Genomic DNA, 23,758 nt, shown 5'->3' on the forward strand with positions numbered 1-23,758 from the left:
TGAGACAGGTGCTGCATGGCTGTCGTCAGCTCGTGTTGTGAAATGTTGGGTTAAGTCCCGCAACGAGCGCAACCCTTATCCCCTGTTGCCATCGGTTCGGCCGGGAACTCAGAGGAGACTGCCGGTTATAAACCGGAGGAAGGTGGGGACGACGTCAAGTCATCATGGCCCTTACGACCAGGGCTACACACGTGCTACAATGGTTTATACAAAGAGAAGCAAATCTGCAAAGACAAGCAAACCTCATAAAGTAAATCGTAGTCCGGACTGGAGTCTGCAACTCGACTCCACGAAGTCGGAATCGCTAGTAATCGTGGATCAGAATGCCACGGTGAATACGTTCCCGGGCCTTGTACACACCGCCCGTCACACCATGGGAGTGGGTTGCAAAAGAAGCAGATATCCCAACCATTTTTTGGAAGGCGTCTACCACTTTGTGATTCATGACTGGGGTGAAGTCGTAACAAGGTAACCGTAGGGGAACCTGCGGTTGGATCACCTCCTTAAAAATATATACTTTTTTTTAAGTGCCCACACAAATTATCTAATAAAACTTTTTAGAAAGGCTTGTAGCTCAGATGGTAAGAGCGCACCCCTGATAAGGGTGAGGTCGGTGGTTCAACTCCACTCAGGCCTACCATATAAAACAAGCTATATAGACCATATAATATAATATGGGGCTATAGCTCAGCTGGGAGAGCGCCTGCCTTGCACGCAGGAGGTCAGCGGTTCAATCCCGCTTAGCTCCAAAAATATCTTTATTTTTTCTTAAATAGCAAAATATTTCAAAATCATCTTTATTCTTTTCAAATCCCATAGAATTTTTTAAAAAATACTCATTTGTTCTTAAAAATATATTTATTTTTTTTTCATTATTAAGATAAAATGGAAATATATTTTTTCTTAAAAATATTTTTTTCTGTACTTTTTTATAATAATGTTTAATATTTTTATCGTTTGGTAAAAAATACATAGAAAAAATCAAATTCGATAAAGTATATTCATGAGAACAACACAAAATAGTATTGCCTGGAAATGATTTAATTAATTGAATAGAATTATACATACTTATATAATTATTTTGAAAAACTTTACCACAACCAGCTGAAAAAATAGTATCCCCACAAAACAAATATGGTTTTAAGTAGTATGAAATATGACCTAATGTATGACCAGGTGTGGAAATAATATTAATATCTTTTTCTAATAAATGTATTTTATCTCCTCCTTGAATAATTTTATGAACATTAAATTTTTCTGTTTCTCGCGGACCAAAAACAATAATTTTAGGATATATTTTTAAAATTTTTTTTACTCCATCTGTGTGATCTTGGTGATTATGAGTAAGTAAAATAGCTTTAGGATTCCATTTTTTTTTAATAATTTTTTTTACTACAATTTTTGATACACCTGGATCAATAATGATACAAGAATTATTTTTATCATATAAAATCCAAATATAATTATTCTCTAGTGCTTTTATACTTGTTAAAATCATAATTTTTTCTTCACTTTATTATAAAAAACTATTTCATAAAATTTATCTTGCATTGATGGATGATTTGCAGATTTTCGTGCAATTTTATCACATATTTCGTTTTCTAGATGACCAACATGCGCTTTTATCCAAAACCATGTAATGCAATGTTTTTTTAATAAATCATTAATACGTAACCATAAATCTATATTTTTTATTAATTTTTTATTATTTTTTTTCCATTTTTTTTCTTTCCACTTATGCATCCACTTTGTTACTCCTTGCTGGACATATTTACTGTCTGTAAAAATTTCAACTATACAAGATTGCTTTAAAAATTCTAGTCCTGATATTACACCTATAAGCTCCATTCTATTATTAGTAGTTAAAAAAAATCCTGAAGTTAGTATTTTTTCAGTTTCTTTGTAACGTAATATAGTTGCATATCCACCCGAACCTGGATTTCCTAAACAAGAACCATCTGTAAACATTTTTACTAATTTTAACATTATATTAAATATTCCAAAAGATTAGTTAAATTAAAAATGACAAATAATAAAAAAAGAACAATTGTATTAGATACTGAAACTACTGGTATGAATAATTTTAAAAAACCTTTTATTAATCATAGAATTATTGAAATTGGAGCTGTTGAAATTATTAATCGTCGTTTTACAGGAAATAATTTTCATGTATATATTCAACCTAATAGATCAATTGATTCAGAAGCTTTTAAAATTCATGGGATTAGCAATAATTTTTTATTAGATAAACCCTTGTTTAAAAATATAGCCAAAAAATTTTTTAAATATATTCAAAATTCACAGTTAGTTATTCATAATGCATCATTTGATATAGGATTTATAAATCAAGAATTTTCTCTATTAAAAAATCAAGTAATAGACATATCAAAGTTTTGTTATATTATTGATACTTTAAAAATTGCAAGAAAATTATTTCCTGGAAAAAAAAATACATTAGATGCACTTTGCAATCGATATAAGATAAAAAATTCTCATAGAGTTTTACATGGCGCTCTTTTAGATTCTTTTTTGCTAGGAAAATTATATCTTTTAATGACTAGTGGTCAAGAATCTATGTCATTTTATAATGATATTGAAAATATAAAAAATTTTGAATCTTGTGGCAAATTAATAATAAATAAAAAAAAATCTTTAAAAATATTAAAAGCAAATTCAGAAGAATTAAAACTTCATACAAAATATATAAATTATATAAAAGCTAGAAAATAAAAAATATTTTTAGAAATTAAATATTAATAACTATAAAAAGATCATTGACTGATTTTTTTAAAATATGTACAATAATAGAAGTATAAAAGGTGCGGTAGTTCAGTTGGTTAGAATACTGGCCTGTCACGCCGGGGGTCGCGGGTTCGAATCCCGTCCGCACCGAAAAAAATTTTTATCTTTTTAACATAAGTTATAAAAATGTATAAAAAAATTATTTTTTTTGAATTAAATATTTCATTAAATGTATTAAAAAATTTTTTAGAAAATAAAGATCAAATAAAAAATATTGAAAAGTCCGCTATTTTAATTTCCGAAGCATTTAAAAACAAAAAAAAAGTAATTGCCTGTGGAAATGGAGGCTCCCATTGTGATTCTATGCATTTTGCAGAAGAACTCACAGGTCTTTATAGAGAAAAAAGATCAGGATATCCAGCAATTGCTATTTCCGATACAAGTCATATTTCTGCAATAGGCAATGATTTTGGATACGATTATGTTTTTTCACGTTATATAGAAAGCGTAGGAAATTCTAGTGATATATTATTAGCTATTTCTACATCAGGTAATTCCAAAAATATTATTAATGCAATAAAAGCAGCTCGAAAAAAAGAAATGAAAATAATTGTTTTAACAGGAAATGACGGAGGAAAAATTAAAAAATTATCTGATATAGAAATATGCGTACCATATTATGGTTACTCAGATCGAATACAAGAAATGCATATTAAAATTATTCATATATTAATCTTAATTATTGAAAAAGAAATGAACAAATAAATTAATCAATAATTTTATTTCAATATTTTAACATCCTAAAATAACTACACATTATTTCCACTTTTCTAATAAATACTATTTTATAGTTTTGGAATTTTTTATGAGTGAGAAATATATTGTCACTTGGGATATGCTTCAGATTTATACTAGAAAGTTAGCTAGTCGATTGATTAAAATAAATTCATGGGATGGCATTATTGCCGTTAGCAGAGGTGGTTTAGTTCCTGCTTCTTTATTAGCAAGAGAATTAAGTATTCGATATGTTGATACAATCTGTATTGCAAGTTATAATTATAATTGTTTGCAAAAAAATAGAAAAATTATAAAAAAAACAAAAATTAATGATGAAAAAATTATTGTAGTAGACGATCTTGTAGATACAGGTGGAACTGCAAATATTATTCGATCTTTATATCCAAAAGCATACTTTGTGACTATTTTTGCAAAACCTATGGGTAAATTATTAGTAGATGATTATATTATTGATGTCGATCAAAATATCTGGATCGAACAACCTTGGGATATGTCAATATCTTACACCCCCCCTCTTATTAAAAAAAAATAAAATATTTTCAATTTATTATTTTTAAAATTTTTAGTAAATTTTTATCAAGATAATTAGCATATTTATAAAAATGTATAAAAAGGATATGTTTATGACAAATGAAAAAAAAATAAACAACGAAATAATAAGCGATGTAAATACAAAAGAAGTTTTAAATGATACAAACAATGAAAATAATTTAACTAATACTTTAGAAAATCAATTAAAAATATCTGAAGAAAAAATAAAAGAGCTAATTTTACAGCAAAATCAAGAGGTATTAAAAGTAACAAATCGATTAAAAAAAGAAATTAAAAAATATCAAAAATTTTCTTTAGAAAATTTAATTGTTGAATTTCTTTCAATTACAGATAACATTGAACGCGCTTTTACTTTAATACAACAAAAAAAAGAAAATATATATATTGAAATTTTAAATAATATTGAAAAAATTCTTTCTTTAATAAAAAATATGTTTATTCAATTTCAAGTATCTAAAATAAGTGATATAAAAGTTGTGTTTAATCCTAATATTCATCAAGCTATATCGATTAGATGTGATAATACAATTGAACCTAATAAAATACTTGAAGTTATGCAATCTGGTTATATCATGTATAATACTCGTTTATTACGTCCAGCAATGGTAGTAGTATCAAAAAACAGTATGAATAATTCTTGAAAAATTAAAAATACAATTTTTTAATTGTAATAGTACTAAAAATTAAATATTATTTTCTTTCATCTATATGAAATTTTTAATTTTTAAATAATTTTTTTAAAGAATAATACTTATTTCTTCTTCTTTCTTTTGGATCTATTATTAAATTTCTATAAATTTCAATTCGATCTCCATTTTTTATTTTTTTGTTTAAATGAACTAATTTATTATAAATACCGACATTATTTTTATAAAATTGTATATTTTTTACTATACTAAGTATATTCGAAGCCAATATAGCATCTTTTACAGTTGAATTAGATTTTATATACACTTTTCTAATATATTGTATGTCTGATAACGCATAAATGATTGTGACTTGAATCATATTCATAAAAATTTTAATTTTTATATTATTTATAAAAAATTTATTAACATAATTTTTTTAAAAAATCAATTTATATTAATTAAAAAAATCAAATCAATTTCTTTGGATTATATCCAACTATGTTAAATAAAAAAAAGTATAATTTACAATCTCCTATTTTTTGCATAAATAAAAAAGCACATTATAATTACTTTATAGAAGAAGTTTTTCAATCAGGTTTAGTTTTAAAAGGATGGGAAATTAAATCGATTAGATTAGGAAAAATTAATATTTCTGAAAGTTATATTAGCAATTTTTCAGATGAAATGTATCTGTGTAATGCTATTATTCAACCTTTACAAACAGCTTCAAATCATTTATTTTATAATCCTACAAGAAAAAGAAAATTACTTTTACATAAAAATGAAATCAAATATTTGTCTATAAAAAAAAATCAAATAGGTTACACCTTAATTTCACTTTCTTTATTATGGAAAAAATCTTGGTGCAAATTAAGTTTTGGATTAGCTAAGGGAAAAAATAAAGTGGATAAAAGAGAAGAAGAAAAACAAAATACATGGAAAAAAGAAAAATTAAGAATACTTAAAAAACTAAGATGATAAATTAAAAATTTTATGATATCTAAAAATGATGAATATTGGATGAAAATTGCTTTAAAACATGCACATTATGCTGAAAAAAAAGGAGAAATACCTATAGGAGCAATATTAGTTTTAAAGGAAAAAATTATTGGACAGGGATGGAATAGTTCAGTTATTAACAATGATCCTACTGCTCATGCTGAAATTATAGCTTTACGTCAAGCTGGAAAAATAATAAAAAATTACAGACTAAATAATACTACATTATATGTTACATTGCAACCTTGTATAATGTGTTTTGGAGCAATTATACATAGTCGTATTGAAAGATTAGTATTTGGAGCTAGTTATAAAAAAGATAAAAAATGTCCTTTTAAAGACATTTTTTTTGATTTGCAAAAAAAATATAAATTTAAAGTACAAAAAAATATTATGGAATTTCAGTGCGCTCAAATATTAATTAATTTTTTTAAAAATAAAAGAAAGTAATTGAGTTAACTAGTTAGCTTTCTAAAATTACTATAGCATGTGCATATAGCTTTTGATCAGTTATACTAACATGTATAAATTTACATTTTTTTTCTTTAAATTTTTGAAGAGCATAATCTAAAAAACGAAAATTTGGTTTTCCTAAAGAATTATTATATAATTCCAACTGATTAAAAGTTATTCTATTGCTGATACCTGTTCCTAATGCTTTAGCAGCAGCCTCCTTAGCTGCAAATTTTTTTGCAATAAAATTAATTTTATTTTGAGATTTTATATATTCTTTCCATTCTTTTATAGATAAAATCTTTTTAGCTAACTTATTTCCAAATTTAAAAAAAATTTTTTTAATACGTTCGATTTCTACGATATCAATTCCTATACCTATAATAGACATCAATTTGATTCCTTCTAATGTTCTAAAATTAAAAAAAATAATTTTATTTTTAAAATTAGTTAAAATCTTTTAAGTATTTTAACTAATTTTAAAAAATAAAGTTATTTTTTTAACATTTTTAAATTTATACGTTTTCTCTTACCCATATTAATAAATGTACTTTTTTATTATTTTCTTGTTCTAGATAATACCTAGATGACATACTAATTTTTTTAATCATTTCGCCTTGATTGCCAATAACAATTTTTTTTTGTCTTTTGTTCTCCACACAAATAATTGCATTAATATGTATTTTTTTTGTATTATATTTAATTGATTCAATTTTTACTTTTAATATTGATGGCAATTCATTTCTTAAAAAAAATATTAATTGTTTTCGAATAATTTCAGATATAGAAAATTCAAAAGAATTTGTAGTAATATAATTTTTAGGAAAAATATGTTTATTTTTTGGTAAATATTTTTTTACGACTTTTTCTAGTGTAATAACATTTTGTTTTTTCTTTACTGAAATTGGAATAATTTCTGTTGAATTAGTTTTTTTTGAAAGTATTTTAATATAGGATAAAATATAATTTTTATTTAACAATTGATCCATTTTATTAATTGCATAGATTATTGGAATATTCATTATTTTAATTTTATTATAAATAATTTCATCTTCTTTTTTCCATATATTTCGATCTATAACAAATATAATTAAATTTGTATTTTTTATTATTTTTAAGTTTTTTATATCATGATAGTATACTCCAGGTGTATCTATATAAATAGATTGATAATTTTCATTATTCTTAATACCTATAATATTAAATTGTGTTGTATTTTTCTTTTTTGATGTAATAGAAATATTTTTTCCAACTATTTCATTAATTAAAGTTGATTTTCCAACATTCGGTCTTCCGATAATAGTTATATATCCGCAATATTCTTGTGTTTTCACTCTACACCTAACTGAATTAATGCTTTTTTAGCTGCATTTTGTTCTGCTTTTCTTCTACTTGTGCCTTTACCAATAAACATTTTTGAATTAATACTGATTTCGCAATGGATAGTAAATAGTTGATTATGAGCTTCTCCGCACACCTTTACTATAAAATATGTGGGTAATGATAAATGTTTAGATTGCAAATATTCTTGTAATCTTGTTTTTGGATCTTTTTGCGTATCTCCCGGGCTTATTTTTTCTAAACGTTTTTCATACCATTTAAGTATTAGTTCTTCTACTGTTTTAATATTACTATCTAAATAAATACTTCCAATTAAAGCTTCTACTGTATTTGCTAAAATAGATTCACGTCGAAAACCCCCGCTTTTTAGTTCTCCCTGACCTAATTTTAGGTATTCTCCTAAATCAAATTCATATGCTATTTCTGCTAAAGTATTTCCTCGAACTAAAGTCGCTCTCATACGACTCATATCTCCTTCGTTAATATATGGAAAATGTTGATATAAAGCATTAGCAATTACAAAACTTAATATAGAATCGCCTAAAAACTCAAGTCTTTCATTATGGTTACTACTTGCACTACGATGTGTAAGTGCTTGTTTTAATAATTCTTTTTGATTAAAAGTATATCCTAATACTTCCTGTATTTTATTTGTTACGATATGGTTCATGTTATACCAATTTCAACGAGATTTTAATTGATTTGTATATATAACAGGAAAAACAGTAAAATTTGATAGAATTAAAAAAAACATTTTAAAATTTATTAGATTAATATTATATAATTTGTTTTTAATATATTTTTTTTCCAATTCTATTAATACGTATACCTGTCGGCCATTCATTTTCTTTTTTTTCAAAACTCATCCATACTCTTAAAGCTTTTCCTAAAATATTTTCTTCTGGTACAAAACCCCAATAACGACTATCTAAACTATTATCACGATTATCTCCCATTACAAAATATTTATTTTTTGGTACTATCCAAGTAAATTTTGGTATTTGATCTTGTTGATAATAGTTATTTGTTTGGTTGTTAATTTCATCTAATAATAATATATTATGTTTAAAATTATTAATGTTTTCTTCTGTTACTTTAAAGTAAACAGAATTATATATTTTTTCTTTTTTTAGATGATTTTCTTGGAATAGATATATTTTTTGAGTAAATTCAGTTAAATGTTTTTTTGAGTAATTAATGGGTAATGCATGTTTACAATCGTTTGTGTTTATGTAATTAACACAAATTTTAATTTTTTTATTATATATATTGTACTCAATTTTATCTCCTGGTAATCCTATTATACGTTTAATGTAATTTGTACTAGATTCTATAGGATGCTTAAAAACTATAATATCTCCACGTTGAGGATATTTATGAAATATTAAAGTTTTATTCGAAATAGGATTTTTAATGCCATATGAAAATTTTTCTACTAAAATAAAATCTCCTACTAAAAGTGTAGGCATCATAGAACTTGAAGGAATTTGAAATGGTTCATATATAAAAGAACGTATTATAAAAACAATAAATAGCATTGGAAATAACGATGATATAAATTGGAAAATATTTTTTTGATTTTTAAAAAATATTTTTTTGTTTGAGAAAATTATATTTCTTTTTTTTTATTAAAAAAATAATTGATAATCGATTGAATATGAGTAAAAAACCAAAAAAAACCAGTAAATAATGTACTAAATATTATAAATAAAGTTAATATGTTAGGCATTTTTTTCTCTTTTTAATTATTAATGTTTAAAATAGTAAGAAACGCTGTTTTTGGCATATTAACATTGCCTATTTTTTTCATTCTTTTTTTTCCATCTTTTTGTTTTTTTAGCAATTTCTTTTTCCTACTAATATCACCACCATAACATTTAGCTAATACATTTTTTCTTAATTGTTTAATTGTAGCTCTAGCAATAATTACGTTATTTATGATTGCTTGAATACTAATATCAAATTGATGCCTAGGTATGAGTATTTTCATTTTTTCAACTATTTCGCGAGCTCGATATTGTGCATGTTTATAATATGTAAGAGTAGTTAATGCATCAACTCGTTTTGAATTAATTAATATATCTATGCGAACAATTTTAACTGATTTAAAATGTTTAAAATCATATTCTAGCGAAGCATATCCACTAGAAATTGATTTTAATTCATCAAAAAAATTTAAAACAACTTCACTCATTGGTATATAATACTTTAAAGCAACTTGACTTTCATAATATACTAAATCAATTTGTACCCCTCTTTTTTTTATACATAATTTCATTATTGAACCAAGAAATCTAGGGGGTAATAAAATATTACATTCAGCAATTGGCTCTTTAATTTTTTTAATTATATTCGTCATAGGAAAATTTGAAGGACTGTCTAAATAAATTTTTTTCCCATTAGTTAATTCTATTTGATAAATAACAGTTGGAGCAGTTGAAATTAAATCAAGCGAATATTCTCGTTCTAATCGAGCTTGTACAATTTCCATATGCAATAAACCTAAAAATCCACATCTAAAACCAAATCCAAGAGCATTTGAATTTTCTGGTTCATAAAATAAAGAAGAATCGTTTAAACTTAGTTTTTCTAACGCATCTCTAAACGTTTCATATTGATCTGATGTAACAGGAAATAGACCTGCATAAATTTGTGGTTTTATCTGCTTAAATCCAGCTAACATTTTTTTTGACGGATTATAATAATTAGTTAAGGTATCCCCAACTGGTGCTGCAGAAACATTTTTAATACCACATATGATCCAACCTACTTCACCACATCGTAATTTTTTTTTATTTATTTTTTTAGGTGTAAAAATACCTACTTGATCAACTATATAGCTTTTACCAGTGCTCATTACTTGTATTTTGTCTTTTATAGATATAAATCCATTTTTAATTCTTATTAAAGAAACTACACCTAAATAATTATCAAACCATGAATCAATTATAATTGCCTGTAATGGTTTTTTTTCATCTCCATTTGGATGAGGAATTTGACTGATAATTTTTTCAATAAGATGTGGAATACCTTTTCCGGTTTTAGCTGAACACTGAACAGCATGAAATGCGGAGATTCCAATAATATCTTCAATATCTTTTATAACTCGTTCTGTATTTGAGCTGGGTAAATCAATTTTATTTAAAACTGGGAGAATAGATAAGTTCATTTCTAAAGCAGTATAACAATTAGCTAATGTTTGTGCTTCTATACCTTGGGTCGTATCAATAACTAATAATGCACCTTCACAGGCTGCTAACGATCTAGATACTTCATAAGAAAAATTTACATGACCAGGTGTGTCAATAAAATTTAGTTGAAAAACATTTCCTGTTTTATCCGTATAATCAATCATAACACTCTGTGCTTTAATGGTGATCCCTCTTTCTTTTTCTAAATCCATAGAATCTAAAATTTGATCAGACATTTCTCTTTCAGATAATCCTCCACATTCTTGAATTAAACGATCAGATAAAGTTGATTTTCCATGATCAATATGAGCGATAATAGAGAAATTTCTTATATTTTTCATTTTTTTAATTTAACTTATTTAAAATGCATTAAAAATATTTAATTTTAATTTAAAATTTATTTTATATTAATATTTTTTAAAAGTATAAATATTTAATATATTTCTTATGTTTATTTCAATATAATATATGCTAATTATTATTCATTGTATTTAATAAATAATATTATTTTGAACAATTTTTTAAAATTATACATCAATTATATTTTGGTTTGAACATTATTCAATTTAATATTCTTTTAATAAAAAAATAAGATGTCATTTTTTATGAGAAATCAAAAAAAAAAAGTTATTGTTGCCATGTCTGGAGGTGTAGATTCATCTGTGGCTGCATGGTTTTTAAAAAAAAAGTCTTATGTAGTCGAAGGCTTATTTATGAAAAATTGGGAGGAAGACGACAAAGATGGTTATTGTCATGCAGCACAAGATTTATACGATACTGAGAATGTTTGTAAAAAATTAAACATTTATCTTCATAAAATAAATTTTTCTCAAGAATATTGGGAGAAAGTATTTAAGAATTTTTTAAACCAATACAAAAAAGGAAAAACTCCTAATCCTGATATATTATGTAATAAAGAAATCAAATTTAAACTATTTTTTGATTATTCTATTATACAACTTAAAGCAGATTATATTGCCACTGGTCATTACGCTCGTATTTTAAAAAAAAATGGAATTAATTATCTTTTAAAAGGAATAGATAAAAATAAAGATCAAAGTTATTTTTTATATACTTTAAATACTAAGCAATTAGAAAAAATTTTATTTCCTATTGGTAAATATAAAAAATATCAAATTAGAATAATCGCAAAAAAAATAGGTTTAAAAGTTGCAGAAAAAAAAGATTCTACTGGAATTTGCTTTATAGGTCCAAAAAATATAAATATTTTTCTTTCTAGTTATCTTAAAGAAAAAAACGGTAATATAATTACAATTAATGGAGAAATTATTGGAAAACATCATGGCTTGTTTTATTATACTTTAGGTCAACGTAAAGGTTTAAAAATTGGAGGAATGAAAGAAAAATATAGTATGCCATGGTATGTAGTTGATAAAAATGTAAAAACAAACTCATTAATTGTAGCGCAAGGGTCTAATAATGTTTATTTAATGTCAATAGGTTTAATAGCTGAAAAAGTTAACTGGATAAATAATATTACATTTAAATTACCATTTTTTTGTAAAGTTAAAACAAGATATCGTCAACATGATATTTCTTGTAGAATAAAATATATAGATAATCTTTATACTAAAGTTTTGTTTGATCTTCCTGTACTTGCAATTACACCAGGACAATCAGTAGTGTTTTACTTATCTGATATTTGTATTGGAGGGGGAATTATTAAATATAAATTACCTTTAATTTAATTTTTTTATAATTTATAAAAATTTATATTAATTATATAAACATTACTATGTATCATCATCTTAATAATTATACATTAAAATTTAAACTAAAAAAATTATTAAATTTGAATAAATTGTAATTTTTATCAAAACATTTTGAAAAATAGGAATAAAAAATATGTGTTTAACTTTATTAACAGCTATTTCTCCTATTGACGGTAGGTATTTTGAATCAACTAAATCATTAAGATGCATATTTAGCGAATTTAGTTTTTTAAAATATCGTCTCAAAGTAGAAATTTTGTGGTTAAAAAAAATAATAAAGATGGATAATATAATTAACACTGAAAAGATACAAAAAACAGATATTTTATTCATTGATAATATTTTAAAAAATTTTACTATAAAAGATGCAATATATATTAAAAATATAGAAAAAAAAATTAATCACGACGTTAAATCCTTAGAATATTTTTTAAAATATAAATTTTCTAAATCAAAAAGATTATCATTTATATCAGAATTTATACATTTTGGATGTACTTCAGAAGATATTAATAATATAGCATATGCTTTAATGATAAAAGATTCGCTTAATCAAGTTATTTTGCCCTTATGGTCTGAAATAATAAGTTTTTTGAAAAAATATGCAATTCAATATAAAAATAGTGCTTTGCTATCTATGACTCATGGTCAACCAGCAACTCCTTCTACTATGGGTAAAGAAATTTTAAATTTTTATTATCGCATGCAACGTCAATTTTTTAAATTAAAAAAAATCGAAATATTAGCAAAATTTAATGGAACTACTGGAAATTATAACGCATATGTAGCAGCATACCCAGATATTAACTGGCATGCCATTAGTCAAGAATTTATAACATCGTTAAATCTCATTTGGAATCCATGCACAACACAGATTGAACCACATGATTATATTGCAGAAATATTTGGATGTATATCTCTTTTTAATAATATCTTAATTGATTTTAATCGTGATATTTGGGGATATATATCTCTTAATTATTTTAAACAAATATCAATCGATCATGAAATAGGTTCATCTGTTATGCCTCATAAAATCAATCCTATTGATTTTGAAAATTCTGAAGGTAATTTAGGATTATCAAATGCTTTAATGAATCACATGAGAAACAAACTGCCTATTTCTAGGTGGCAACGTGATTTAAGTGATTCTACAGTTTTAAGAAATTTAGGAGTAGCACTATCTTATTCAGTTATTGCATATTGTTCTATGTTACGTGGTATAAAAAAGTTAAAAATTCATAATTCTCAACTTTTAAAAAATTTAAATAAAAACTGGTCAGTGTTATCTGAAGCTATTCAGACTGTTATGAGAAAATATAATATTAAAAATTCTTATGAACAATTAAAGAAATTAACTAGAGGTAAAGAAATAAATCAAATTGATATACATAATTTTATTTCTAATTTGAATATTCCAGAGATAGAAAAACAACGTTTAAAAAATATAACTCCAGCTAATTACCTTGGATTATCTGTTCAAATTATAGAAGAAGAAACTAAATAAATATTTTTTAAAAATTTATTTTTTAAGGAATTTTCTATGAGGTTAAAAACTCTTATTTTTTCAATTATTCTTATATTAGGTTGTAATAAATCTTTAAATATAAAAAAAAATTTTTCTTTTAGTAAAAAGCAAATTGAAAAAACAATGTATCATTGGAATTTTCTCATTAAAAATGCATCAAATAAATATAATGTTGATGAAAAATTAATTAAATCTATTATATATGCAGAGTCCTCTGGAGATCCTTTTGCTAGAAGTAGTTCTAATGCAATTGGATTAATGCAAATTAAACCATCTGCAGCAGGTTTAGACATATATCGGATAAGAGGAAAAAAAGGCGAACCTTCTATCAAAGAACTATATAATCCTAAAATTAATATAAATATTGGAACTTCATATATTCGTTTATTACAAAAAAGAAATTTATTTGGAATTAAAAATAAAGAAATAATGAGATATGCAACTATTGTTTCTTATGTTAATGGAGCAAGTGCATTATTAAAAATATTTTCTAAAAATCAACATACAGCAATAAAAATTATAAATAGTATAACAATAAAAAAATTTTTTCAATATGTAAAAAAACATCCTTCTAAGCAAGCGTCAAATTATTTAGAAAAAGTAATAAAAATTTATAAATTAATTTAGATATATTGCTGTTTTTTTATATATCAGTAGAAATTAGATTTTATCTACTATAAAATATTTTATATATAAAATTTACTTTTGGATATACAGTATGGGGTTTTTAAAAGGTAAAAAAATTTTAGTAACTGGTATATCTAATGAAAGATCTATTGCTTTAGGTATAGCAAAATCTTTATATAAACAAAAAGCAGAATTAAGTTTCGTATGTAAAAATAAAAAAATTATTGATAAAATTAAAAATGTGATTAATACAATGAATGTAAGTTCTATTTTTTTTTGTGATGTATCTGATGATGAAAATATTAAAGAATTATTTTTTAATTTAAAAAAAGTATGGAATAAATTTGATGGATTTATTCATGCCATTGCTTATTGCCCTAAAGGACAAATGTATAAAGATTTTATTGAAAATAGTAACAAAGAATCTTTTAATTTAACTCATCAAATTAGTTCATATAGCTTTCTAAGTATGGCAAGAGAATCGAAAAATATGTTAAATAAATTTTCTTCTCTAATTACGCTATCTTATTTAGGATCGCAAAGAGTTTTATCTAACTACAATATGATGGGACTTGCTAAAGCTTCTTTAGAATCTAATGTTCGATATATGGCTTATTCATTAGGTGAAAAAAATATTAGAGTAAACGGAATTTCATGCGGACCTATTAAAACTATATCTTCTTATCAAATTAAAAATTTTTGTAAAATACAAAAATATCATAAATCAGTTTCATTCATTAAAAATTATATTACTAGCAAACAAATAGGTAACGTTGCTGCTTTTTTATGTTCGGATTTATCTATTGGAATCACTGGTTCAATTATTTATGTTGATAATGGATTTAATGTAAATATACCTAATGAAATAATTTGACATTTAAAATCAAAAATTTTTAGATAAAATTTATCTATGATAATTTATAAATAAGTTATATATTAAAATTTCCTAAATAAAATTATTTTTAAATAGTTAGGTCTTATAATCATGTTCCAAAACAATCCATTACTTAAACAATTAAAAAAAAATTTACATAAGACAACACCCAGGGTTGAAGGAATAGTAAAAAGCACAGAAAGAGGATTTGGTTTTTTAGAAATTGATTCGCAAAATAGCTATTTTATTCCTCCTAAAAATATGAAAAAAGTTATGCATGGAGATAAAGTATTAGCTTTATTAAAAATGGAAAAAGATCGTGAAATAGTTGAACCTGAAAAATTAATCGAACCTGTTTTAAAAAGATTTGTAGGAAAGATTGAAAAAAAAGATGATAAGTTATTTATTCTGCCAGATTATCCTTTTTTAAAAGATTTAATTATAATATGTTACCCGAAAAAAAATTGTACTAATTCATTTCAAACTGGAGATTGGGCTATAGCTAATTTAGTGCAGCATAAACTCAATGGTAATACTATATTTTGTGCTGAATTAATTGAAGAAATTGTAAAACATAACGATCCTTTAACACCATGGTGGGTAACTTTATCACGTCATAAACTCGAAAAAAAAGAACCTTTAATTGAGCAAAAAGATTTTCTATTAAAAGACAATTTCAAAAGAAAAGATTTAACACATCTTGATTTTATTACAATAGATAATCTTAATACAAAAGATATTGATGATGCCTTGTTTATTCAGAAAACTAAAAATGGAGATTTTTGTTTAACGGTAGCTATTGCAGATCCAACTTCATATATAGAAATTGGAAGTAAATTAGATATAATTGCTTCTAAAAGAGCTTTTACAAACTACCTACCAGGTTTTAATATTCCCATGTTGCCTAGGGAACTATCAGAAAATATATGTTCATTAATACCGAATGAACGTCGCCCAGTGTTAGCGTGCTCTATAAAAATTAAAAAAGATGGCAATATTTCAAATACAGTTGATTTTTTCTTAGCTTGGATTATATCAAAAGAAAAGTTATCTTATGACGATGTATCAAATTGGATTGAGAATAAAGGATTATGGAAACCATCAAAAAAATCTATTGAAAATCAAATTTTACTTTTATATCAATTATGTTTGTCTCGTATACAATGGAGAAAATTAAATGCAGTATTATTTAAAGATAGTTTAGAATATAGATTTCAATTTTCTGAAACCGGTATAGTAAAAAATATAGTTGTTGAAAAAAGAAGAATTGCTCATAAAATTATTGAAGAATCAATGATTATAGCAAATATTGTAGCTGCAAATTTTTTATCAAAAAATCTTGGATTTGGAATATATAATATTCATTCTGGTTTTGATTCTATTAATGCTGAAAATGCTGTGTCTTTTTTAAAAAATTATCATTTAAAGTTTACTGCAAAAGAAATAATGACATTAAAAGGGTTTTGTAATCTTAGACGCGTTTTAAATGTTTTATCAAATAGTTATATTGATAGTCGTATTCGACGATATCAATCTTTCGGGGATTTTAGTACTACCCCCAGTCCACATTTTGCATTAGGATTTTCAGAATATGCTACCTGGACATCACCTATTAGAAAATATAGTGATATGATTAATCATCGTTTGTTGAAATCAATTATAAAAAAAGAAAAAAGCATTAAACCTAATGAAGAAATAAAATTAAAAATTAGTGAACAAAAACGTAAAAATAGAATAGCTGAAAGAGATATTTCAGATTGGCTTTACACATTACTTTTACAAAAAAAAGAATATCAAAATAAAACATTCTCTGCTGAAATTATTGATGTATCTAGGAGTGGAATACGAGCCAAAATTACAGAAAATGGTGCTAATGTTTTTATTCCTGCATTATTTTTACATCCTGTTAGAGAAGAGTTAATGTTGAATCAAGAAATCGGACAAGTATTTATTAATGGTAATTTACATTTTAAAGTTTCTGATTTAATTCAAATAGTATTATGTGAGATTCGATTAAAAACAAGAAGTATTATTGCAAAACCTGCTTATTAAATATGAATTTAATATTTTAAAATAATTTAAAAATTTTAGTTATTTTTAAAATTTTAAAATCATTTTAATTGAATTATAAGAATTTCAATATTAATAAAGAGTTCAATATGCATATTTCAATTTTTGATTTTTCTATATATATAAAGTTTTTTATCAGTTTATGCGCACTAGTTAACCCGATTGGAATGATTCCTATTTTCACTAGTATGACTGCGCATCAGTCTACTGTAGAGCGAAAAAAAACTAATTTAGTATCTAATTTTTCTGCATTTTTAATATTATTAATATCATTGTTTTTAGGTGATAGTATTTTAAATATTTTTGGTATATCTATTAATTCGTTTCGTATTGCAGGAGGTTTGTTAATAATGGGTATTGCTTTTTCTATGATTAATGGAAAATTTACAAAAAATAAACGAATGAAAAAAGATCAAGAAATAACTCAAGAAAACATTAGTGTCGTTCCATTAGCTATGCCTTTAATTGCTGGACCAGGCGCTATTAGTTCAACTATTGTTTGGAGCACATATTATTCTACTTGGCTTAATTTAGTAGGTTGTACAATATCTATTTTTTTATTTTCTTTAGTTTGTTGGTTATGTTTTCGAGCTGCTCCATGTGTTGTTCAAATATTAGGAAAAACAGGAATTAATATTATTACGCGAGTTATGGGTTTGTTATTAATGTCTTTAGGAATAGAATTTCTTAGTACTGGAATGAAATCTATTTTAAACGAATTATTACATTAATTTTAACAAATTTCATTTGATATTTTACTTGTTAAACATCATATTGGACATTTCTTTGCAAAACAAAATTATTTTTTTTAAAAATATAGGATTAATAGATTGGATTATAACATCTGATAAAATGAATCGTTTTACAGAAAAACGCAATAGTTTTACATTTGATGAAATTTGGTTTGTAGAACATTATCCTGTTTTTACAAAAGGTTTATTAGAAAAAAATTATTCAATAATATCTAAAAATAATTTTATTAATAATATTCCTGTAATGACTTCTAATAGAGGTGGTAAAATTACATATCACGGCCCCGGACAACAAATGTTATATTTTTTAATAGATTTAAAACGGAGACAAATTAATATTCGTCAATTTATAGATATTATGCATATTTTAATAGTAGAGACGTTAAATTATTTTTCTATTAAATCAAAAACTAAAAAAAAATTTCCAGGGATATATGCAAATGATAAAAAAATTTGTTCTTTGGGATTAAGAGTTAAAAAAGGTTGTACTTTACATGGTTTATCATTAAATGTGGATATGGACTTAACTCCATTTAATTATATTCATCCTTGTGGAGATCTGTATATTAAAATGACACAAATAAAAGAATTTAATGCCTTTTTAACATTAGAAGATATTCGTATAGTTTTAATTAACAAAATATCTCAATTATTAAATGTTAAAATTATAAAAAAATTGTGTTTATAGAAATTTGAAAACATTTTAAAAAATATTTTTTTTAATTGTAATATATATTTTTTAAATTAGCGAAATAAAATTTATGAATAAAAAAATTAATTTAATACCTATTAAAAATATTTTAACTAAAAAAAATAAATTGAATAAACCAGATTGGATAAAAATTAAATTACCTATTTATACATCTCAAATCAATAGAGTTAAAAATGCTTTACGAAAAAATAATTTATATTCTGTTTGTGAAGAAGCTAATTGTCCAAATTTATCAGAATGTTTTAATAATGGAACTGCAACTTTTATGATTCTTGGGGCTATATGTACACGTAACTGCCCATTTTGTGCAGTATCACATGGAAAACCTAAAAATATAAATTTTGAAGAACCTAATAAGTTAGCAAATGCTATATTTGATATGGGAATTAATTATGTAGTGATTACATCTGTTGTAAGAGATGACTTATATGATGGTGGCGCACAACATTTTGTTAATTGCATGAATTCTATTAGGAATAAAAATACAGTAAAAATTGAAATATTAGTTCCTGACTTCAGAGGAAGAATTGAATTAGTTTTAAGAATTTTTAATTCTGAATTACCTGATGTGTTTAATCATAATATAGAAAATGTTCCTCGACTTTACAAAAAAATTCGTCCTGGAGCAAATTATAAAAAATCATTATTATTATTAGAATCATTTAAAAAAAAATATAATCAAATTCCTACTAAATCAGGTTTAATGTTAGGAATAGGTGAAAAAGATAAAGAAATTACTCAGGTAATGAAAGATCTTTATTCTAGTGGTGTTACATTATTAACAGTAGGACAATATCTTCAACCTAGCAAAAAACATCTTCCAGTAAAACGTTATATATCACTATCAGAATTCGAAAACATTAAAAAAGAAGCAATATCTATTGGTTTTAAAAACGCTTATTGTGGACCATTTGTACGTTCATCATATCATGCAAGTTTTCAAAATTAATATATAACGTAATTAATTATATTTTTAAAAAATATTTGAATAGAGGTTGAATAGTGCTAAAACTAAATTGTGCTAATATTCCAAAAATAATTATTGCATTAGATTTTAACGATAAAAAAAATGCCATGAAATTAGTAGATCTTCTTAATCCAGATGTATTTTATTTAAAGATCGGAAAAGAAATGTTTACAATGTTAGGAAAAAAATTTATTTATGAATTACATCAATTAGGATTTAATATATTTTTAGATTTAAAATTTCATGATATTCCTAATACTGTTTTTAATGCCACAAAAGCAGCAGCAGACATGGGAATATGGATGTTAAGTATACATGCATCTGGTGGGAAAAAAATGCTAATATCTGCTAAAAAAGCATTGCAATCATTTAAAACACGTCCTTTATTAATTGGTGTTACTGCATTAACTAGTTTAACACATACAGATTTAAAAGATATTGGTATTCAAATGCCATTACAAGATTATATTTTAATTTTATCTAAGCTATCTAGCGATTGCGGTTTAGATGGTGTTGTATGTCCGGGAAAAGAGGCTGAAAAAATTAAATTATTATGTGGTAATAAATACAAAATAATAACCCCAGGTATTAGATGTTTAAATGATTCTACATTTGATCAAAATCAAATTATTACTCCAAAACAGGCAAAAAAATTTCCAATCGACTATATAGTAGTTGGGCGTTCTATTACTTCTTCAAAAAATCCAATTAAAAAATTAAATTTTATAATACAATCTATGCAATAATATTTTATATTTAAAACATTTTTTATATATTTATATTAATTTAAATCTATAAAATACTAATAGAAATAGTGGAGTCTTTATGCAATTAATTAAAATAGAAAAAGCTATATTACCTACTCGTTGGGGAGATTTTATCATATTTGGATTTGAAGAGAAAAAAAATGGAAAAAATCATATTGCTCTTGTTTACGGTGATATAAAAAAAAATATACCTATTTTGTCTAGAATACATTCTGAATGTTTAACAGGAGATGCTTTGTTTAGTTTGAGATGCGATTGTGGAGATCAATTAAAAATGGCAATGAATAAAATTGCACATGAGGGTAGAGGCATATTGATATACCATCGTCAAGAAGGTAGAAACATTGGTCTTCTAAATAAAATTAAAGCATACTCTCTTCAAGATCAGGGTTTAGACACTGTTGAAGCTAATTTAAAACTTGGTTTTTCTGCAGATGAACGAGATTTTTCATTATGTGCTGATATTTTTAATATTTTAAATGTCAAACAGATTCGATTATTAACCAATAATCCATATAAAGTCGATATGCTTACTGCTGCTGGAATTGATATTGTAGAAAGAGTTTCTCTCATAGCTAAAAAAAATAATAAAAATTATTGTTATTTAAAAACTAAAGCAGAAAAAATGGGTCATTTACTATTTAAGTAAAAATTTTTTTAAAAGATATATATAATACAAATTTTATTAAGCGAACTTTAATATACTATTTAATAGTATTACGTATATTTTTTAAAAAATTTTATACTCTCTAGAATAGAAGGGGTTTTATTAAACCCCAACTGAATCATTTAATTAAGTTATCTTTTTAAATTAAAAATTGTTTTACTATGTAAAATAGTTTAAAAATATAATTTTTTTGAAAAATATTTATAATAACGGACTTAAAAAATAAAAAAGTTTTTCTAATATCTTTTTCCAATATGCACGATTAGACCAAATATTTTCATCTAGTAATTCAGAATGAGAAATATACTCTTTTTGTATTAAAGATAATTTATTACTAAAATTAGTATCATCAATGACTAAAGTAATTTCAAAATTTAACCATAAACTTCTCATATCTAAATTAGCAGTGCCAATTAAACTCAATTGACGATCAACTAATATACTTTTACTATGTAATAATCCATTTTTAAATTGATAGATTTTTACTCCTGCTTCTAATAATTCACTAAAAAAAACTCTACTTGCCCATTTCACTAAAATAGAGTCGTGATCGAGTGGTATAATAATACTTACTTTTACACCTCTTTGAGCTGCTGTGCAAATAGCATGTAATAAATCATCACTAGGTACTAAATATGGAGTAGTCATAATCAATTCATTTCTTGAAGAATAAATTGCTGTTAATAAAGCCTGATGAATCATATTTTTAGGAAAACCAGGTCCTGATGCAATAACTTGAACGCTAGAATTTTGACTAGATGTATTCTTCAACATTTCTTTGTTAGGTAATTTAGGTAAAATTTTAAAACCGGTCTCAATTTCCCAATCACATGAGTAAATCATACCTATTGTTGTCGCTATTGGACCTTCAATTCGTGTCATTAGATCAATCCATTGACCAATTCCTGAAGATTTTTTAAATAGATTTGGATCCACTAAATTCATGCTTCCAGAGTATGAGATATAATTATCGATTAATATTATTTTTCTATGTTGTCTTAAGTCTAATCGGTGTAAAAACATTCTGACTAAATTAACTTTTAATGCTTCTACAATTTGAATTCCAGCTTTTTTCATTTTTTGAACCCATGGACTTCTAAAAAAATCGAGACTACCAGCTGAATCTAGCATTAGTCTGCACTGTATTCCTCGTTTCGCGGAATCCATAAGTGCTATTGCTACATCATCAGCAAGTCCTCCTGGTTTCCAAATGTAAAATACCATTTCAATGTTTTTACGTGCTAGATAGATATCTCGAATTAAAATATTAATAGTTTTTTTATTATCAGTTAACAATGTAATTTTATTATTTTTAATTCCAGACATTCCTTGTCTATGTTTACATAATTGAAACAAAGAGGTAGCGACATCACTATTTTTTATTTGAAAAATATATTTACAAGATTTAAGTTGATTGAGATATTGATTGGATATAGACCAGATTTTTCTTGCTATTTTTTTATGTCGTTTTTCTAAGTAAAACTCACCGAAAAAAAACCAAATTGCAATACCAATAAAAGGAATAATATAAATAGTTAAAAGCCAAGACATAGAAGTCGGTATGCTACGACGTTTAATTAAAATACAGTAGGTAATATTAACAATAATTAACCAATATATTAAAACAACTAGACACGTAGTTGAATCATAAAAAATATCCATTCATTTAAAGATCCTATTTATACTTTTTTAAAAAAGTTTTTTATTTAATTGAATGTTTTATGTTTTTAAATAATTTTATTTATACGTAATAAAATTATTACTTTTTGTAAAGTATTTAAAATTAAATTTATTTTCAACACTTTTAAAAAAGTAATATTTTAAATAAAAATATTCATATTATTACTTTTTTAAAGTGTTAATTTTATTTAAAAAGTTTGATTTTTATTTAATTTAAAACTTTTTAAATATATTTTTAAATAATGCTCATTGGCAATAATTCACGAGGTTTTCCCATTTTATCAATTGCTACATAAATAAATATTGCTTCTGTAGCACAATAATATTGTCCTAATGGTTTAGAATAAATTTTTTTAATCCAGACTTCTACATTAATAGTAATCGAACTTTTACCAATTTTAATACAATTTGCATAGCAACTCACAATGTCACCAACTGATACAGGTTTTAGAAAAGTAATCCCATCTACTCTAACAGTAACTACTTTACCTCCCGCTAGTTCTTTAGCTAGTATAGCTCCTCCCATATCCATTTGAGACATAATCCACCCCCCAAATATATCACCATTAGCATTCGTATCTGATGGCATTGCGAGAGTTTGCAATACAATTGTTCCCTTGGGTAATAATTTGTTTTTTTTTGGCATTATTAAAATATTCACTCTATTATATAAAAA

At 24.4% G+C, this 23,758-nt stretch carries 25 protein-coding genes, 3 tRNA genes, 1 rRNA gene and 1 pseudogene (1 of these 30 cut by a window edge); 20 read left to right on the forward strand and 10 right to left on the reverse strand.

What is annotated here, in order from left to right:
* From D9V63_RS01250 to D9V63_RS01260, 3 genes are all read left to right on the forward strand, one after another.
* Window positions 1-506 (forward strand): 16S ribosomal RNA (locus D9V63_RS01250); it begins 1,043 nt to the left of the window's first position.
* 57 nt (window positions 507-563) lie between these two features.
* A tRNA-Ile gene (locus D9V63_RS01255) sits at window positions 564-640 on the forward strand.
* Between the two features lie 36 nt (window positions 641-676).
* Window positions 677-749: transfer RNA gene (locus D9V63_RS01260), tRNA-Ala, on the forward strand.
* Here D9V63_RS01260 and gloB read toward each other — a convergent pair.
* Window positions 731-1,498, reverse strand: coding sequence for a hydroxyacylglutathione hydrolase (gloB, locus tag D9V63_RS01265; RefSeq protein WP_158368662.1), 768 nt, complete (start codon window positions 1,496-1,498; stop codon window positions 731-733). The genes D9V63_RS01260 and gloB overlap by 19 nt on opposite strands.
* Window positions 1,495-1,986, reverse strand: a complete 492-nt coding sequence (rnhA, locus tag D9V63_RS01270; protein WP_158368664.1) for a ribonuclease HI — start codon at window positions 1,984-1,986, stop codon at window positions 1,495-1,497. Before rnhA ends, gloB begins: the two co-directional genes overlap by 4 nt.
* A 36-nt stretch (window positions 1,987-2,022) precedes the next feature.
* On the opposite strand from rnhA, the gene dnaQ reads away from it, so the two are divergent.
* The 5 genes from dnaQ (at window position 2,023) to D9V63_RS01295 (ending at window position 4,733) form a co-directional block, all read left to right on the forward strand.
* Window positions 2,023-2,730, forward strand: coding sequence for a DNA polymerase III subunit epsilon (gene dnaQ / locus D9V63_RS01275; RefSeq protein WP_158368666.1), 708 nt, complete (start codon window positions 2,023-2,025; stop codon window positions 2,728-2,730).
* Between the two features lie 88 nt (window positions 2,731-2,818).
* Window positions 2,819-2,892 (forward strand) — tRNA-Asp (locus tag D9V63_RS01280).
* Window positions 2,893-2,928: 36 nt separating this feature from the next.
* A complete protein-coding gene (gene lpcA / locus D9V63_RS01285) occupies window positions 2,929-3,507 on the forward strand; it encodes a D-sedoheptulose 7-phosphate isomerase (RefSeq protein WP_158368668.1) in 579 nt (192 codons plus the stop codon).
* Window positions 3,508-3,607: 100 nt separating this feature from the next.
* Complete coding sequence (gpt, locus tag D9V63_RS01290) at window positions 3,608-4,072, forward strand: xanthine phosphoribosyltransferase (protein ID WP_158368669.1); 465 nt, start codon at window positions 3,608-3,610, stop codon at window positions 4,070-4,072.
* Window positions 4,073-4,163: 91 nt separating this feature from the next.
* Window positions 4,164-4,733, forward strand: coding sequence for a nucleotide exchange factor GrpE (locus D9V63_RS01295; protein WP_187308583.1), 570 nt, complete (start codon window positions 4,164-4,166; stop codon window positions 4,731-4,733).
* Window positions 4,734-4,809: 76 nt separating this feature from the next.
* Here the strand turns inward: D9V63_RS01295 and D9V63_RS01300 are convergent, their stop codons facing one another.
* On the reverse strand, window positions 4,810-5,106 hold the full coding sequence (locus tag D9V63_RS01300) for an RnfH family protein (protein ID WP_158368673.1): 297 nt from the start codon (window positions 5,104-5,106) through the stop codon (window positions 4,810-4,812).
* A 113-nt stretch (window positions 5,107-5,219) separates the two neighbouring features.
* Between D9V63_RS01300 and smpB the strand changes: the two genes are divergently transcribed.
* A complete protein-coding gene (smpB, locus tag D9V63_RS01305; RefSeq protein WP_158368675.1) occupies window positions 5,220-5,699 on the forward strand; it encodes an SsrA-binding protein SmpB in 480 nt (159 codons plus the stop codon).
* A 15-nt stretch (window positions 5,700-5,714) separates the two neighbouring features.
* Window positions 5,715-6,170: a tRNA adenosine(34) deaminase TadA gene (gene tadA, locus D9V63_RS01310; protein WP_158368676.1), complete on the forward strand. Its 456-nt coding sequence runs from the start codon at window positions 5,715-5,717 to the stop codon at window positions 6,168-6,170.
* Between the two features lie 13 nt (window positions 6,171-6,183).
* Here tadA and acpS read toward each other — a convergent pair whose 3' ends face one another.
* The 5 genes and pseudogenes from acpS to lepA all read right to left on the reverse strand — a co-directional run bounded on the left by acpS (window position 6,184) and on the right by lepA (window position 11,046).
* Entirely contained in the window at window positions 6,184-6,564 is a 381-nt protein-coding gene (gene acpS / locus D9V63_RS01315) for a holo-ACP synthase (protein WP_158368678.1), read from the reverse strand.
* Window positions 6,565-6,688: 124 nt separating this feature from the next.
* Entirely contained in the window at window positions 6,689-7,507 is an 819-nt protein-coding gene (gene era, locus D9V63_RS01320) for a GTPase Era (RefSeq protein WP_261979550.1), read from the reverse strand.
* Window positions 7,504-8,184, reverse strand: a complete 681-nt coding sequence (gene rnc / locus D9V63_RS01325; RefSeq protein ID WP_158368682.1) for a ribonuclease III — start codon at window positions 8,182-8,184, stop codon at window positions 7,504-7,506. The genes era and rnc overlap by 4 nt, the downstream gene beginning before the upstream one ends.
* Before the next feature lie 121 nt (window positions 8,185-8,305).
* Window positions 8,306-9,243: pseudogene (lepB, locus tag D9V63_RS01330) on the reverse strand (signal peptidase I).
* Between the two features lie 12 nt (window positions 9,244-9,255).
* Window positions 9,256-11,046 (reverse strand): translation elongation factor 4, encoded by a 1,791-nt coding sequence (gene lepA / locus D9V63_RS01335; RefSeq protein WP_158368684.1) that lies wholly within the window; start codon window positions 11,044-11,046, stop codon window positions 9,256-9,258.
* Window positions 11,047-11,310: 264 nt separating this feature from the next.
* Here lepA and mnmA point away from each other — a divergent pair, with 264 nt between their 5' ends.
* The 10 genes from mnmA (at window position 11,311) to ribA (ending at window position 21,384) form a co-directional block, all read left to right on the forward strand.
* Window positions 11,311-12,414: a tRNA 2-thiouridine(34) synthase MnmA gene (mnmA, locus tag D9V63_RS01340; protein ID WP_158368686.1), complete on the forward strand. Its 1,104-nt coding sequence runs from the start codon at window positions 11,311-11,313 to the stop codon at window positions 12,412-12,414.
* Between the two features lie 157 nt (window positions 12,415-12,571).
* The gene (gene purB, locus D9V63_RS01345) at window positions 12,572-13,945 is read left to right on the forward strand and encodes an adenylosuccinate lyase (protein WP_158368688.1); all 1,374 of its coding nucleotides are present in this window, start codon (window positions 12,572-12,574) and stop codon (window positions 13,943-13,945) included.
* A gap of 36 nt (window positions 13,946-13,981) precedes the next feature.
* Complete coding sequence (locus tag D9V63_RS01350; RefSeq protein ID WP_158368690.1) at window positions 13,982-14,593, forward strand: transglycosylase SLT domain-containing protein; 612 nt, start codon at window positions 13,982-13,984, stop codon at window positions 14,591-14,593.
* 91 nt (window positions 14,594-14,684) lie between these two features.
* Window positions 14,685-15,467, forward strand: coding sequence for an enoyl-ACP reductase (locus tag D9V63_RS01355; protein WP_158368692.1), 783 nt, complete (start codon window positions 14,685-14,687; stop codon window positions 15,465-15,467).
* Between the two features lie 111 nt (window positions 15,468-15,578).
* Window positions 15,579-17,519 carry an exoribonuclease II gene (gene rnb / locus D9V63_RS01360; RefSeq protein WP_158368694.1) on the forward strand — a complete coding sequence of 647 codons (1,941 nt, stop codon included), beginning with the start codon at window positions 15,579-15,581 and terminating at the stop codon, window positions 17,517-17,519.
* 107 nt (window positions 17,520-17,626) lie between these two features.
* Window positions 17,627-18,268, forward strand: a complete 642-nt coding sequence (locus tag D9V63_RS01365; RefSeq protein WP_158368696.1) for a YchE family NAAT transporter — start codon at window positions 17,627-17,629, stop codon at window positions 18,266-18,268.
* A 55-nt stretch (window positions 18,269-18,323) separates the two neighbouring features.
* Window positions 18,324-18,977: a lipoyl(octanoyl) transferase LipB gene (lipB, locus tag D9V63_RS01370; RefSeq protein WP_158368698.1), complete on the forward strand. Its 654-nt coding sequence runs from the start codon at window positions 18,324-18,326 to the stop codon at window positions 18,975-18,977.
* Window positions 18,978-19,050: 73 nt separating this feature from the next.
* Window positions 19,051-19,950, forward strand: coding sequence for a lipoyl synthase (lipA, locus tag D9V63_RS01375; RefSeq protein ID WP_158368700.1), 900 nt, complete (start codon window positions 19,051-19,053; stop codon window positions 19,948-19,950).
* A gap of 53 nt (window positions 19,951-20,003) precedes the next feature.
* Window positions 20,004-20,714 carry an orotidine-5'-phosphate decarboxylase gene (gene pyrF / locus D9V63_RS01380; RefSeq protein ID WP_261979551.1) on the forward strand — a complete coding sequence of 237 codons (711 nt, stop codon included), beginning with the start codon at window positions 20,004-20,006 and terminating at the stop codon, window positions 20,712-20,714.
* 79 nt (window positions 20,715-20,793) lie between these two features.
* Window positions 20,794-21,384: a GTP cyclohydrolase II gene (ribA, locus tag D9V63_RS01385; RefSeq protein ID WP_158368705.1), complete on the forward strand. Its 591-nt coding sequence runs from the start codon at window positions 20,794-20,796 to the stop codon at window positions 21,382-21,384.
* Between the two features lie 219 nt (window positions 21,385-21,603).
* Here the strand turns inward: ribA and cls are convergent, their stop codons facing one another.
* Both cls and yciA read right to left on the reverse strand, forming a co-directional pair.
* Entirely contained in the window at window positions 21,604-23,064 is a 1,461-nt protein-coding gene (gene cls, locus D9V63_RS01390) for a cardiolipin synthase (RefSeq protein WP_158368707.1), read from the reverse strand.
* 253 nt (window positions 23,065-23,317) lie between these two features.
* On the reverse strand, window positions 23,318-23,728 hold the full coding sequence (gene yciA, locus D9V63_RS01395) for an acyl-CoA thioester hydrolase YciA (RefSeq protein WP_158368709.1): 411 nt from the start codon (window positions 23,726-23,728) through the stop codon (window positions 23,318-23,320).
* Window positions 23,729-23,758: the final 30 nt, after the last annotated feature.

It is taken from the genome of Buchnera aphidicola (Aphis nasturtii) (assembly GCF_005083345.1).
Lineage (GTDB): Bacteria > Pseudomonadota > Gammaproteobacteria > Enterobacterales > Enterobacteriaceae > Buchnera > Buchnera aphidicola_R.

Coding starts and splice junctions, on each gene's coding strand:
- gloB (WP_158368662.1), bottom strand. CDS start 1,498: ATGATTTTAACAAGTATAAAAGCACTAGAGAATAATTATATTTGGATT.
- rnhA (WP_158368664.1), bottom strand. CDS start 1,986: ATGTTAAAATTAGTAAAAATGTTTACAGATGGTTCTTGTTTAGGAAAT.
- dnaQ (WP_158368666.1), top strand. CDS start 2,023: ATGACAAATAATAAAAAAAGAACAATTGTATTAGATACTGAAACTACT.
- lpcA (WP_158368668.1), top strand. CDS start 2,929: ATGTATAAAAAAATTATTTTTTTTGAATTAAATATTTCATTAAATGTA.
- gpt (WP_158368669.1), top strand. CDS start 3,608: ATGAGTGAGAAATATATTGTCACTTGGGATATGCTTCAGATTTATACT.
- D9V63_RS01295 (WP_187308583.1), top strand. CDS start 4,164: ATGACAAATGAAAAAAAAATAAACAACGAAATAATAAGCGATGTAAAT.
- D9V63_RS01300 (WP_158368673.1), bottom strand. CDS start 5,106: ATGAATATGATTCAAGTCACAATCATTTATGCGTTATCAGACATACAA.
- smpB (WP_158368675.1), top strand. CDS start 5,220: ATGTTAAATAAAAAAAAGTATAATTTACAATCTCCTATTTTTTGCATA.
- tadA (WP_158368676.1), top strand. CDS start 5,715: ATGATATCTAAAAATGATGAATATTGGATGAAAATTGCTTTAAAACAT.
- acpS (WP_158368678.1), bottom strand. CDS start 6,564: ATGTCTATTATAGGTATAGGAATTGATATCGTAGAAATCGAACGTATT.
- rnc (WP_158368682.1), bottom strand. CDS start 8,184: ATGAACCATATCGTAACAAATAAAATACAGGAAGTATTAGGATATACT.
- lepA (WP_158368684.1), bottom strand. CDS start 11,046: ATGAAAAATATAAGAAATTTCTCTATTATCGCTCATATTGATCATGGA.
- mnmA (WP_158368686.1), top strand. CDS start 11,311: ATGAGAAATCAAAAAAAAAAAGTTATTGTTGCCATGTCTGGAGGTGTA.
- purB (WP_158368688.1), top strand. CDS start 12,572: ATGTGTTTAACTTTATTAACAGCTATTTCTCCTATTGACGGTAGGTAT.
- D9V63_RS01350 (WP_158368690.1), top strand. CDS start 13,982: ATGAGGTTAAAAACTCTTATTTTTTCAATTATTCTTATATTAGGTTGT.
- D9V63_RS01355 (WP_158368692.1), top strand. CDS start 14,685: ATGGGGTTTTTAAAAGGTAAAAAAATTTTAGTAACTGGTATATCTAAT.
- rnb (WP_158368694.1), top strand. CDS start 15,579: ATGTTCCAAAACAATCCATTACTTAAACAATTAAAAAAAAATTTACAT.
- D9V63_RS01365 (WP_158368696.1), top strand. CDS start 17,627: ATGCATATTTCAATTTTTGATTTTTCTATATATATAAAGTTTTTTATC.
- lipA (WP_158368700.1), top strand. CDS start 19,051: ATGAATAAAAAAATTAATTTAATACCTATTAAAAATATTTTAACTAAA.
- ribA (WP_158368705.1), top strand. CDS start 20,794: ATGCAATTAATTAAAATAGAAAAAGCTATATTACCTACTCGTTGGGGA.
- cls (WP_158368707.1), bottom strand. CDS start 23,064: ATGGATATTTTTTATGATTCAACTACGTGTCTAGTTGTTTTAATATAT.
- yciA (WP_158368709.1), bottom strand. CDS start 23,728: ATGCCAAAAAAAAACAAATTATTACCCAAGGGAACAATTGTATTGCAA.